The 13,932-nt window shown below is 35.1% G+C and carries 6 protein-coding genes and 1 riboswitch; of the genes, 4 read left to right on the forward strand and 2 right to left on the reverse strand.

Annotated elements, in window-relative coordinates:
- Window positions 1-13 precede the first annotated feature (13 nt).
- Window positions 14-1,702, forward strand: coding sequence for a ribonucleoside-diphosphate reductase subunit alpha (locus tag NH26_RS01700; RefSeq protein ID WP_044226817.1), 1,689 nt, complete (start codon window positions 14-16; stop codon window positions 1,700-1,702).
- Window positions 1,703-2,877: 1,175 nt separating this feature from the next.
- Here the strand turns inward: NH26_RS01700 and NH26_RS01705 are convergent.
- On the reverse strand, window positions 2,878-4,515 hold the full coding sequence (locus NH26_RS01705) for a RagB/SusD family nutrient uptake outer membrane protein (RefSeq protein ID WP_044226814.1): 1,638 nt from the start codon (window positions 4,513-4,515) through the stop codon (window positions 2,878-2,880).
- Between the two features lie 28 nt (window positions 4,516-4,543).
- The gene (locus tag NH26_RS01710) at window positions 4,544-7,471 is read right to left on the reverse strand and encodes a SusC/RagA family TonB-linked outer membrane protein (RefSeq protein WP_044226811.1); all 2,928 of its coding nucleotides are present in this window, start codon (window positions 7,469-7,471) and stop codon (window positions 4,544-4,546) included.
- 552 nt (window positions 7,472-8,023) lie between these two features.
- Window positions 8,024-8,132: riboswitch (SAM riboswitch) on the forward strand.
- 98 nt (window positions 8,133-8,230) lie between these two features.
- Between NH26_RS01710 and metH the strand changes: the two genes are divergently transcribed.
- The 3 genes from metH to NH26_RS01725 all read left to right on the forward strand — a co-directional run bounded on the left by metH (window position 8,231) and on the right by NH26_RS01725 (window position 13,890).
- Entirely contained in the window at window positions 8,231-12,034 is a 3,804-nt protein-coding gene (gene metH / locus NH26_RS01715) for a methionine synthase (RefSeq protein WP_044226808.1), read from the forward strand.
- 220 nt (window positions 12,035-12,254) lie between these two features.
- On the forward strand, window positions 12,255-13,151 hold the full coding sequence (locus NH26_RS01720; RefSeq protein WP_044226806.1) for an aldose 1-epimerase family protein: 897 nt from the start codon (window positions 12,255-12,257) through the stop codon (window positions 13,149-13,151).
- Window positions 13,141-13,890: an acyl-[acyl-carrier-protein] thioesterase gene (locus NH26_RS01725; protein WP_044226803.1), complete on the forward strand. Its 750-nt coding sequence runs from the start codon at window positions 13,141-13,143 to the stop codon at window positions 13,888-13,890. Before NH26_RS01720 ends, NH26_RS01725 begins: the two co-directional genes overlap by 11 nt.
- The last annotated feature ends 42 nt before the right edge of the window (window positions 13,891-13,932 follow it).

Here is a 13,932-nt window from a genome sequence, read left to right on the forward strand (position 1 = left end):
CTCATATAATAACATGTCTGAAATTACATTAACTACCGAAGCCTCAAACCAAGAAGCGAATCCACATTGGATGACTAAAGAAGGTCTTCAAACTTTGCAAAACGGCTATTTACTTGAAGGCGAAACTGTAAGAGATGCTGTCACAAGAATCGCAAAAGCAGCAGCAAGTCGTTTAAAACGACCTGATTTTGAAAAAAGATTCTTTGATGCGATCTGGAATAACTATTTATGTCCAGCTTCTCCAGTATGGTCTAATATGGGAACAGAAAGGGGACTACCTATCAGTTGTTTTGGTAGTTATATTCCGGATAGTATTGCAGGTATTGGTTCTTCTTTGGGAGAGGTAATGATGATGTCTAAAATTGGTGGTGGTACATCAATAAATATGTCTGATGTAAGACCAAGAGGGGCGAAGATTACAAATAACGGGACTTCAAACGGTGTTTATCCGTTTTTAGAAATGTATGATTCTGTAATTAACGGAACGAATCAAGGTAGTACAAGAAGAGGAATGTTGGCTGCTTACTTAGATGTTGAACATGGTGACATCGATGAGTTTCTTACAATTAAAGACGTAGGAAAAAGTATACAAAACATTTTTATGGGTGTAACTGTTTCTGATGCTTTTATTGATAAGGTAAGAGAAGGAGACAGACGTTCTAGAGAAGTTTGGGCTAAAGTAATTAAGTCTAGAATCGAAAAAGGCATTCCTTATGTTATGTTTAAGGACAATGCTAATAATCAAAGACCAAGGTGGTACAAAGATCAAGGGTTTGAAATTAAAGCTTCAAATTTATGTTCTGAGATTATGCTTCCGTCTAACGATGAAGAGTCGTTTGTATGTTGCTTATCTTCTTTAAACCTAGTACGTTATGACGAGTGGAAAGATACAGATGTTGTTGAGACAGCTATCTTCTTCTTAGATGCCGTAATGGAAGAATTTATTGCAAAAGCTAAAGGCATAGAGCATATGCAACGTGCTGTGAACTTTGCTAAACATCATAGAGCTTTAGGTTTGGGTGTTTTAGGCTGGCATAGCTTCTTACAAAAGAAGAAAATTCCTTTTGTAGGTATTGCAGCTGATTCTTGGACGAGGATTATCTTTAAGCAAATCAAAGAGCAATCTATCAGAGCTTCTGAGAAATTAGCGAATGCTTATGGAGAACCTAAAGTGATGATGGATACGGGACGTAGAAATGCTACTTTGTTAACTGTAGCACCAACGACATCTAATGCATTAATTGCTGGTGGTTATAGTACAGGTATCGAGCCTTTAGCTAGTAACTACTATGTAATGGATTCTGCAAAAGGAGTGTTCTCAAGAAAGAATAAACTACTGGTAGAGTTATTAGAAGAAAAAGGAATGAACGAAGATGAGGTTTGGAAACAAATTTTAGCTGATGGAGGTTCTGTACAAAATATCAAAGGATTATCTGATGAAGAAAAAGAATTGTTCTTGACTTTCAAGGAAATCAATCAGATGCAAATTGTACGTCAAGCTGCCTTACGTCAACAATTCTTAGATCAATCTCAAAGTTTAAACCTTAACTTCCCTCCAAATACACCTGTAAAGGATATCAATGCAGTAATGTTGGAAGCACATGCACTAGGCGTGAAAACATTGTATTATCAAAGATCAGAGAGTATCCTTAGGACGCAAATGAATGTAACCGATGACGGTTGTGTTTCTTGTGAAGGATAATGAAAATAAAATATAAGAAAAAAGCTGTGTAGAAATACACAGCTTTTTTTATACTTATCAAAAATTTGATGGTATTAAATATTAGTAGTTAGTCCTATATAGCGTATTTAAAAATACACTATATCAAATGTTTTAATTTCTTGACAAGTACCCCTATACCCGTGAAGGTATAGGAGACTTGTCTATAAGTATGGCGGGAGAGTTTCCCCGCGCTCAAAAATGAGCCAAACTAATTAAAATCCAATAGTGGAAGTGTTTGGAATATCTCTCATACAGATTAAGATTTATCTTAATGAGTACTTCGTTGCATTTAGTAACGGAGAGAGTCTCTTTTAAATTAGATTGCTACTTATAATTAAGAAAGTTGAAGTGTAAACACTTCTTTTTTTTAGGGAATGTCAGGAAGATAAAACTTCCTGACACTATTAGCGAAACCATAGACAAAAGCTTCACTTATAACCCGCCATATATTTTACTTAATTGTACTTTTATAATATTGCTCTTTTAGATTGGACATAAAGAGTATTAGTAAATAGATTTCATTTCTTTTGTTGCGGCAAATAGTAGTTATTATTTGCTTTTTTCATTTCATTTTACATTACAATAGTACGATAAAGTATTTATTTTTACAAATATTATAAACTCAGTAGGATAGTGGTAAAATAACTAAAATTGCACTATTTGAATATATAGCCTGTTTTAGTGTATAATGTACAATTTCAATCGGTTTCGGATGGTTTCTGGGATGATATTTATATATAAAATAGGGGTGCAATCGGTTGAAAAATGGATGATAATTTCAATTTTATATGCTTATTTCTTTTAAAATTTGTACAATTCAAGTGTGATTTTTTTTTGAAAAAATATTACTTTTTTTGTTTAAGATTGTCTCTGCTAAATATTTACTATATCCTTTGAGGTTGAGGTACTTAAAATATGAAAGAGAAGCTTAGAATAGGGGAGATATATTAAGGTAAATAACAAAGTAGTGGGCATTCATGCTTAAAATAAACTGTAAAACAGATGAGAGATCTACTCATTTAAATCGTCTGGATGATGCTCAATATTATCATGTTCATCATGAGCATAAAAAAACACCATCAAACAAGGTCTGATGGTGTAATAGATTTATGCGAAAAAAGTATGAACTATGTACTTATAGTATATGTTAGCATCTAATATCCTGTATTCTGATTCAAATTTGGATTTGCTGCAACTTGAGATGGAGGAATAGGGAATAAGTATCTTTTTGATCCATCAGAAGGGAGTCCCTTAGATGGTAGCCAGAATTGATACTCATCTCCATTGTCATTCTCTCTTAATTCAAAAGCATCTGAATCATTTTCCATCTGTTTATTCTCCCAAACATCAAGATATTTTCCAAAGCGAATTAAATCTTGTCTTCTTACGCCTTCCCAGCATAATTCCCAACCTCTTTCCATCAGAATGAAATCTAAAACGTTTTGAACATCACCACTAGACAATAGCTGTGCATAATGTGTATTAGCATCAGCAACTGCTGCTCCACTTTTAAAACGTTGTCCATCTGTTCTTAGGGTATTGATTATTTGCATCGCTCCAGCTTCATCACCTTTTCTTGCAAGGGCTTCTGCATGCATTAATAATACATCAGCGTATCTCATAATAGGGAAGTCATTACCAGACCATCCTCCCCAAGAAACACCTACTGCACCAGCATCAGGCTCCCATTTCATAAGTCTAACACCCTGAGTTTTATTGGCATCAAATAGAGGTAATTCTGGCTCATGTTGAACAATGCTACCGTCTACCTTTTCAAACTCTGTATAGAATTGATCTTTTCTCAAATCATCATCATGAAAAGAAGAATAACGATTGGTCATAATAGAGAACCCATTCCATTTAGAAGGAACAGACCATTCCTTCCCTTTTACTTTGTAAGTATCATAATGCACACCCCAGCTATTACCATGATTACCTAGTGGATCATCAGCAGTATAAGTGATACTGAAAACATAGTCAGAATTAGTTTCTTCATTTCCCAGATTAAATGTTTCTAAGTAAGAAGAGTAAACACTATACCCTAACGTTTCCACTTTTGATGTATACTCTATTACTTTATCCAATTGTGCTGATGTAGGTTCGATAACAGTAGATCCATCTTGGAAATAAACACCTGCATTCAAATATATTTTAGCCAATAGGCCATAAGCTGCACCTTGACCCACTTTAGCATAAGCAGGGTTTTCAGGAAGTAAATCTTTTATGGCTTCAAGTTCATCCACAATAAATTGTGTAACTTCTGGTCTAGAAGAAGCAGGAGTATCGCCATCATGTAGAGAAACTAGAACTAAAGGAACATTACCAAACATGTCCATCAAAACGAAATAATAATAGGCTCTAAGGAAGCGAACTTCAGCTTTTGTTTTGATAATATCTTCAGTTTGTTCAAATGAATCTAATGATTCAATCAAACTATTTGCTCTTGCGATACCAGTGTAAGGAGCATTCCATAAACCAGGTAAGTGAGGGTGATTTGCATCCCAAGTATGGGCATTTAATTGAAGCCATTTTCCTCCATCGTACCAGTCACCACCTCTAGTAGGAACAAGTGTTTCATCAGAAGCTACTTGATTGAACCCCCAATAGTTTTCATGATGGTAGAAACTTCTTAAAGAAGCATATACGGGAGCGACTGCTGACGGTAAATTTTCGGGATTTTGGAAATATTCGTCTGTAACAGAACTATGAAGTTCTTCGTCAAGATTAGTACAAGAGGATGCTCCGATTAGTGAAGCCATTGCAAAAAACTTGATCCATTTATTTTTAGTCATGATTGTTTCGTTTTAGTAAAAAGAGAGATTAAAATTCAACTGATAAACCACCAATGAATGTTCTGGCAGCAGGGTAATTGTTGTAATCAATACCTACAGGAGGGACTTGGTTGCCAGCGGCAGGAGAATTCACTTCAGGATCATAACCAGAGTAGTTAGTAATCACGAATAAGTTTTGTCCTGATACATATAAGCGTAAATTCTTAATGTACTTTACCTCAGACATGTTGAAAGTATAACCAAGAGTTAAGTTTGACAGTCTTAAGAAAGAAGCATCCTCAATAAATTTTGAATTGTATTTTGTTGATCTGATGTTCTCATCTACCGCATTTTTCATCACATTATAAGTGGTTTGATCACCATAAAGATCATTTGTTGATGAGAATTCTAATGCTGTATTATTAAAGACTTGATGCCCAAAAGCTCCATTAAAGAAGAAATTAAAATCAAACTTCCCGAAAGTCATAGAGTTATTGATACCTAATGTCCACTTTGGAAGTGCTTGACCAAGAACATGTGATTCTTCAGACTCAATAGCATTTCCACTTTCATCTAATCCTTCGAATTTAGGACCATAAAAAGTACCGTAAGGTAAGCCTGCTTTGATCACTTGAGCAAATTGTCCCACTTGTCCACGACCACCTACAGCACCAGTAAGTATTTGATCATAATCTCCAATATTAACTACTTCGTTTTTGTTATAAGCCGCTACAATACCCGTTTGCCAAGTAAAGTTATCTTTTGAGAGGTTGACTGTATTTAATGAAAGTTCAATACCTTGATTTTTAACTTCCCCAACATTTTTAAGATACCTTTCTACTGAAGCAGGTTGAGATGCTTGTAATTCGAGTAATAAATCTTTGGTATTTTTTTGATAAAGATCTATTGTACCAAAAACTTTTCCTGCAAATAACTCATAGTCTAAACCAATATTGATTTGTGATGTCTCTTCCCACTTTAAGTCCGGATTAGCATAGTTGTTATAAGTAACTCCAGAACCAATGCCTACAGCACCGTAAACTTTATCACCAGATAACGTAGGTAAAGATCTATAGTTTCCAATTTCTTGAGAACCAGTAATACCCCATCCAGCTCTAAGTTTTAAATCACTAATGACATTATTATTACTTAAAAAGGCTTCTTGAGAAATTCTCCAAGCACCCGATACAGAAGGGAAGACACCCCATTTATTATTGTCGCCAAATCGAGAAGATCCATCTGCTCTAAGAGTACCCGTAAAAATGTATTTATCCTTAATACTCACATTCGCTCTACCGATCCAAGAAATAAGTTTATTAGACTCTTTGTTTGATCCAATGATTAAGGCTCCACTTGCTGCATTTAAATTGTATTCAGCAATCTCATCAATTTGAAACCCTGTAGCATTCGTACTATTTGACTCAAACCCAAAAGATTGATAAGTATAACCAGCTAAAGCATTTAGTTTTACATTACCAAAAGTTTTAGAATAGTTTAAAGTACCTTCAAATAGCATATTATGTAGGTTCATATTTCTAACGTCAGCATTTCCATTGCCATCGCCAACCCATTCAATAGTACCTGGTAAATAAGCATTTCTTTTTGCTGAGGTAAGATCGCCCCCTACATTGATTTTACCCTTTAGGCCTTCGATAAATTCGGCTTCAATAAAAGCATTACCTAAAACTCTTTGTGTATTCGTGAAATCTCTAACATTCGTTGCCATAATGTATGGATTCTTCTCTAATAAATTGGCAGAAGAATAGTCTTGCGGCAAGAGTGGAGACATACGAATCATATTGTTGATTACACCTCCATCTAATGCACCACCAACACCATAAGGAAGGTTGTTATTCTTGGTGAATGAACCCATCATATTGGCCCCGAGAGTGACTTTATCAGATAATTTTTGAGTGATATTCATACGACCACCAATTCTTTCCATTCCAGAATTGATCATGATACCGTCCTGATTTAAATAGTTTACAGAGAATCGATATTGCGTATTACTAGTTCCACCAGAAACACCTAAATTATGGTTTTGTGTCATAGCTTGTTGTGTCATGACATCTTGCCAATCTGTATTAGCACCCAAGTCTAAAGGGGTTGTACCCTCTGCAGCAGTTGCTGAACGATATTCATCAGCAGATAGTACACCAAGTTTTTTCGAAATAGTTGATACTCCAAAATAAGCATCATAATTGACCTTGGCAGTCCCTTCTTTACCTTTTTTAGTCGTAATGATAATAACACCATTTGCCCCTCTTGCTCCATAAATAGCTGTTGCTGAAGCATCTTTCAAAATATCAAAAGATTCAATATCGGCAGGGTTGATAGATGCTAAAGGGTTTTTTGGAGCAGAATTAGAGTAAACACCGGCTGTTCCAGGATCAGAAGATCTATTGTCTATAGGAAATCCATCAATTACATAAAGAGGTTCATTGGATGCTGTAAGCGATGTACCACCTCTTACACGAATACTCACACCTGCACCAGGTTCACCAGAAGATGGAGTCATTTGCACACCAGCAATTTTACCTTGAATCAATTGATCTGGAGAAGTCATAACACCTTGATTAAAATCCTCAGCTTTTACCGAAGACATCGCGCCAGTAACATCTTTTTTCTCCATCTGACCGTAACCAACAACCACTACTTCCTGTAATTGTTTGGCATCTTCTTTTAGATTGATCGTAAAAGTAGACTGATTATTTATAGAGATGACTTGATCTAAAAAACCGATATAACTTATCGTTAATGAAGTAGCATTTTCTGGGACAACAATAGAGAAATTTCCCTCAAAGTCGGTAGTAGTACCTTTAGATGTTCCAGTGACAATAACATTTACACCAGGGAGTGGGCCGCTACTTTCATCGAGAATTTTACCAGTTAGTTTTTTTTCTTGAGCATACAAAGTGGACGTAAATGCTATTGTCATTAATAGCATTAGACTGAAGAAACGTAATAATTTTTTCATTAGTAAATGTAGTTTTAAATGGACATGAAACGGACATGTTCAAAAAAATAGTTAGGACATGTTTGTGTAGTATAAAACATGTAGGAGCAGTTCTAGAATAACTCTTAGACAATAATCAATAGCAGAATAGTTAGAATTCATTTCATAGTTGCGCAGTAGATTGCTTTGTGATTGTCTTATACAATTGTAAGTCTTATAAAATTGAATTACAAATTGTTATCTTTTCATATAGGAGGCTTCTGAAGTAGTATTTTTGCATTATTTTTTGATAGATACTTTGTGGTGTTGCGTAAAGTTGCGATACATGTTGCGCAATCGGTTGTTTATTACAGCTAACGATTTTTGTTTTTTATATACATTGAATCACTAAACTGATTGCGCAACGGGTATAGTTAATTTAAAAGTGTATCAAATACTCTTATGTTTATTGTACAAAATGAACATTATAAAAAATGAAAAAAAAATGAAGATTCTTATGAATTTTGATGACTGAAAGGGGATTTCATTCAATATTATATGGTCTTTTATGCAATTTGTGTTTAATTTGCACTGTGCTTATCACGAATGACATAAGAGATCGGGCTCGTAGATGTCATGGCAACCGTTGCTCCCAGCAAAAGGTGCCAAATCCCGCCTCGGAGGTGTCCGAGAAAGATGAGCTATAGCATTCAATTGGGAATGGAAGTCTCAACAATAACTTTTAAGCACGTTTTATCTCTTTAATTAAAAGAGGATGTGAAACGTAACTTCAAATATCAGATGTCGAAAAAACTCCAAGAGTTAGCAAAAGAGCGTGTGCTCATCCTAGATGGTGCCATGGGTACCATGATTCAAAAACATAAACTAGGTGAAGAAGATTATAGAGGAGAAAGATTTAAAGATCACCCTTGTGATGTAAAAGGGAATAATGATATGCTTTCTATCACTCAGCCAGATATTATTCGTGATATTCATAAACAATATTTTAAGGCAGGAGCTGATATCGTTGAGACGAATACTTTTAGTGGTACTACTATCGCTATGGCCGATTATCAAATGGAGCCTGATGTTTATGAATTAAATTATTCATCGGCAAAATTAGCTAAAGAGGCAGCGGCAGAATACACTGAGTTAGAACCTCACAAACCTCGTTTTGTTGCTGGTGCTGTAGGACCAACAAACAGAACAGCATCCATTTCTCCAGATGTAAACGACCCTGGTTACAGAGCCGTTACTTTTGATGATCTTGTAGAAGCTTATTATTTACAAGTACAGGGACTTGCAGAAGGTGGTGCAGATACAATCTTAATCGAAACAGTATTTGATACATTAAACTGTAAAGCGGCTCTTTTTGCAGCAGATAAATATTTTACAGATTTTGAAGAAGGAAATGTAGTTCCTGCTTTTCCAGCAGGGAGAGAAGATGAATTTCCTAACTTATATAAAGGAGAGCGTTTGCCATTGATGGTATCTGGAACAATTACAGATGCATCGGGTAGAACACTTTCAGGACAAGTAGTAGAAGCATTCTGGAACTCAATCAGACATGCAAATCTATTTTCTGTAGGTTTAAACTGTGCTTTAGGAGCAGATTTACTTCGTCCTTACATTCAAGAATTATCTCGTGTAGCTGATGTTAATGTATCAGCTTATCCAAATGCGGGTCTGCCAAATGAATTTGGTGAGTACGATCAAACATCAGATGAGATGAGTAAAATCTTAGAATCATTTGATGGATTAGTCAACATCATTGGTGGGTGTTGTGGTACTACGCCTGACCATATTAATGGTATTGCTGAAACATTCAGCAAAGCTAAGGTGAGAGAAATTCCAACATTGGAGCCTTTCCAACGCTTAAGTGGTTTGGAGCCTGTTACCGTTAAACCTGATAGCATTTTTGTAAACGTTGGAGAAAGAGCTAACGTAACAGGATCTGCAAAATTCCGTCGTCTGATTGAAAACGGCGATTTTGAAGCAGCTATTGCAATTGCAAGACATCAAGTAGAAGGTGGAGCACAGGTGATAGACGTTAACATGGATGAAGGGATGTTGGATTCTAAGGAATGTATGACACGTTTCTTAAACCTTATCGCTTCTGAGCCTGATATTGCCAAGCTTCCTATTATGGTCGATTCATCGAAATGGGAAATCATTGAAGCTGGTTTAAAAACACTACAAGGTAAAGGTATTGTTAACTCTATCTCATTAAAAGAGGGAGAGGAAGACTTTATTCATAAAGCAACCGTAATTAAAAAATATGGAGCTGCTGCTGTAGTAATGGCGTTTGATGAAGATGGTCAAGCCGATAACTTTGAAAGAAGAAAAGAGATTTGTTCTCGTTCATATGATATATTAGTCAATAAAGTAGGTTTCCCTCCACAGGATATCATTTTTGACCCCAATATTTTGGCGGTAGCTACTGGTATTGACGAGCATAATAATTATGCTGTTGATTTCTTTAAAGGAACAAAGTGGATTAAAGACAATTTACCTCACGCATTAGTAAGTGGTGGTGTTTCTAACATCTCATTCTCATTTAGAGGAAATAATGGTGTTAGAGAAGCAATGCACTCTGCATTCTTGTATCATGCAGGTAAGGCAGGTATGGACATGGGTATTGTCAACCCAGGTATGATCGAGGTATACGATGATATACCAAAAGATTTATTAGAACGTGTTGAAGATGTTCTTTTAAACAGAAGAGATGATGCCACAGAACGTTTAGTTGATTTTGCTGAAACTGTAAAATCAAAAGGAAAGAAAAAAGAGGTAGACTTATCTTGGAGAGAAAACTCTGTAGAAGAACGTTTGTCTTATGCATTAGTAAAAGGTTTAGTCGAGTTTATTGATGAAGATGTTGAAGAAGCTCGTCAAAAATTTGATCGCCCAATTCAAGTAATCGAAGGTCCATTAATGGATGGGATGAACGTAGTTGGTGATTTATTTGGTGAAGGTAAAATGTTCCTTCCTCAAGTAGTGAAATCTGCTCGTGTAATGAAAAAGGCTGTTGCTATTCTAATTCCTTTTATTGAAGAAGAAAAAGCAAATAATCCTGAGATGTCTGCTTCTTCATCAGCAGGTAAAATCTTAATGGCTACTGTTAAAGGTGATGTTCATGATATCGGTAAAAATATTGTAAGCGTTGTATTGGCTTGTAATAACTTCGAGATTATTGATCTTGGGGTAATGGTACCAATGGATAAAATCATTAGAACTGCGGTCGAAGAAAAAGTAGATGTTATCGGACTAAGTGGTTTGATTACTCCTTCTTTAGACGAGATGGTGTATGTTGCTGAAGAATTAGAACGTCAGGAGTTAAATATTCCTGTACTAATTGGAGGAGCAACTACTTCAAGAGTACATACAGCTGTAAAAATTGATCCACAATATTCTGGATCGGTAGTACATGTATTGGATGCGTCGAAGTCAGTGCCAATTGCTTCTGCTTATACTTCTGAAAACAAAGAATACCGTCAAGAGGTCATTCAAGAGTTTAAGGATGAATACGCTGCATTAAGAATAACTCACGCAAAACGTCAGGGAGCAAAGAAATTAATTTCTTTAGAAGATGCTCGTAAAAATAAACTAGCGATTGATTGGGAGACTTCATCAATTTCTAAACCTTCGTTTTTAGGAACGAAAGTATATGAAGCATTTGATCTAGAAGAAATAGCGAAATACCTAGATTGGACTCCTTTCTTCCAAACTTGGGAACTTGCAGGACGTTATCCAGCAATTTTAAAAGACGAAATTGTTGGTCAACAAGCAACAGATTTGTTTAAAGACGCTAAAGCGATGTTGCAAAAAATCATTGATGAGAAATTGCTTCAAGCAAATGCAGTCATTGGTTTCTTCCCTGCAAACAGTGTCAATGATGATGATATTGAACTGTATCACTTCGAAGAAACAGATGTAGAATTACCTGATGCAGAACACCATCATTCTATTTTCTATAAAGAAGATCGTTCAAAGAAAACAGAATTACTTTGCCACCTTAGACAGCAAAATAAGAAAGCTGCAGGTAAACCTAATTTCTGTTTGAGTGATTTTGTGGCTCCTAAAGAAACAGGTAGAGAAGATTACGTTGGTGGTTTTGCAGTGACTGCAGGTATTGGTTTGGATAAATTAGTTGCAGAATACGAAGCTGATCATGATGATTATAATAGTATTATGGTCAAAGCTCTTGCGGATAGATTGGCGGAAGCCTTTACCGAATTGATGCACGAAAAAGTAAGGAAAGAGATTTGGGGATATTCAAAAGATGAAATCTTGAATAACGAAGACTTGATTGATGAAAAATATCAAGGTATTCGTCCTGCACCAGGTTACCCTGCTTGTCCTGATCATACAGAAAAAGACAAGTTATTCAAGCTTCTTGATGTAACCAATAATATTGGTGTAGAACTGACAGAAAGTTATGCTATGATGCCTGCTGCTGCAGTTTCAGGTTGGTACTTTGGAAATCAGGAATCAAGATACTTTGGTTTAGGCAAGATCAACGAAGATCAATTAAAAGATTATTCAGAAAGAGTGAACCGACCAGAAAGAGAAATGAAAAGATGGTTGGGTACTGTTCTTCTTTAAAAATAAAATTCAAGAAAAAAGTTTGGGTGTTTATCCAAACTTTTTTCTTTTACTGACATTTGTGTCTATTAAACATTTAGTCTTTTTTATTAGGACTTAATCCATTTAGCTTTTTACTTCTTATATAATTTTTTTATTTTCACTATTATAAATTATGTCTTCTGAAACATCAAGTTGTATCAAAGACATTACATATTGACCACCATATATTTAGACATAAATGAGCAGATTAGTATCACTGGAAAACGCCGTATTATCAGTTAAAATTTCAAGAGACGGAGCTGAATTACATTCAGTATATCATAAACAACATCAACAAGAATATTTATGGCAGGCAGATAAGGAAGTTTGGGGTAGACATGCACCCGTTTTATTTCCTATTGTTGGTCAAGTAGAAGAAGGATATTACGAAGTAGATGGAGTAACATATAAGCTTCCTCAGCATGGTTTTGCAAGAGATATGGAGCATAAGTTGGTTACTCAAGATGAATTGTCTTGTATTTTTGAACTGAGATTTGATCATACAACTATTGAAAAGTACCCTTATAAATTTGTTTTCAGAACAATTTATGAGATTAAAAATAATAAGTTAAGTATCACCTATCAGGTAGATAATCTTGATACAGAAACGATACATTTTTCTGTAGGAGCACACCCTGGTTTTAATACCAATTTTGTGAAAGGAACTTCTTTTGAGGATTATGTTATTGAGTTTTCTGAGCAAGAACCTTTTGAAAGATTACTTTTAGATAATGGTCTTAGAAGTGGGGCAATTGAACATGATGCGTTGAAAGGAGAAAAAATCCTTCCTTTAAAATACAATACTTTTAAAGATGATGCTATCATTATTGATCATTTCAAATCGGAATACCTAGATATTTATACAAAGAAAGATACTTCTAGAAAATTAAGAATTGGATTCAAAGATTGGCCTCTTTTAGGTATTTGGACTCCTGTAAGTAAGAATGCAGACTTTGTTTGTATTGAACCTTGGTACGGTGTAGCTGACTTAAGAGATGACAATCATAATTTTAAAGAAAAATATGCCAATCAAATTTTAGAAACAGGAAAAACTTTTTCTGCTACATTCACTGTTGAGATGATGGATGATGAGTAATATAGAAGAGGCTGTTTGGAGAGAGGTACAATCTGTTAAGGCACATCAAATAGGACCAAAGTATAAAATGAAACCGTCTACCATTTCTGAGATTTTTCAGGAGGTGGCAGGGAATCATTCGAATGCCGAAAAATTCGGCTTAAGAGAAATGATGAAAAACGGTCATGCTTGGGTTTTAGGAAGTATTAAATATGAAGTGAAGCAATGGCCTAAATGGACAGATAATCTTCATATTACTACTTGGGTATTTGATGTTCAAAAGTTATCCTCTCAAAGAAATTTTTTGATTAAAAATGATCAAGACGTGGAGATTATTAAGGGATCTTCGAATTGGTTTGGTATCGATTTAAAGAGAAGAAGACCAATTGTTATTGAAGAATTTATGGAGGAGGTGAAGACAAGAAATGATCTTGTTACCTTAGATAAGCCTTCAAAACTGCAACCTCCTTCATCACAAGATTTTGTGACAGAGCGGACAGTAGTTTATTCTGAACTTGATCCGGTAAATCATGTCAATAATATCAAGTACTTTGATTGGATGCTCGATAGTATTCCTTATTCTTTTAAATCAAAAAAATTGGTAGAAGTTGAAATCAACTACTTGTCTGAAGTGTTGTTAGATCAAAAAGTGAAGATCATTACAGAACAGCAACAGACCAAGAATAGTTATCACCTTATCACTGGAATTTATAGAGAAGACAAACCTGTCTGTATAATACATTCAAAGTGGGAAGTATAAAAAAAGAGATGCAAATACTTAATTTGCATCTCTTTTTTTTGA

The sequence above is a fragment of the Flammeovirga pacifica genome, from assembly GCF_000807855.2.
GTDB lineage: Bacteria > Bacteroidota > Bacteroidia > Cytophagales > Flammeovirgaceae > Flammeovirga > Flammeovirga pacifica.

Coding starts and splice junctions, on each gene's coding strand:
- NH26_RS01700 (WP_044226817.1), top strand. CDS start 14: ATGTCTGAAATTACATTAACTACCGAAGCCTCAAACCAAGAAGCGAAT.
- NH26_RS01705 (WP_044226814.1), bottom strand. CDS start 4,515: ATGACTAAAAATAAATGGATCAAGTTTTTTGCAATGGCTTCACTAATC.
- NH26_RS01710 (WP_044226811.1), bottom strand. CDS start 7,471: ATGAAAAAATTATTACGTTTCTTCAGTCTAATGCTATTAATGACAATA.
- metH (WP_044226808.1), top strand. CDS start 8,231: ATGTCGAAAAAACTCCAAGAGTTAGCAAAAGAGCGTGTGCTCATCCTA.
- NH26_RS01720 (WP_044226806.1), top strand. CDS start 12,255: ATGAGCAGATTAGTATCACTGGAAAACGCCGTATTATCAGTTAAAATT.
- NH26_RS01725 (WP_044226803.1), top strand. CDS start 13,141: ATGATGAGTAATATAGAAGAGGCTGTTTGGAGAGAGGTACAATCTGTT.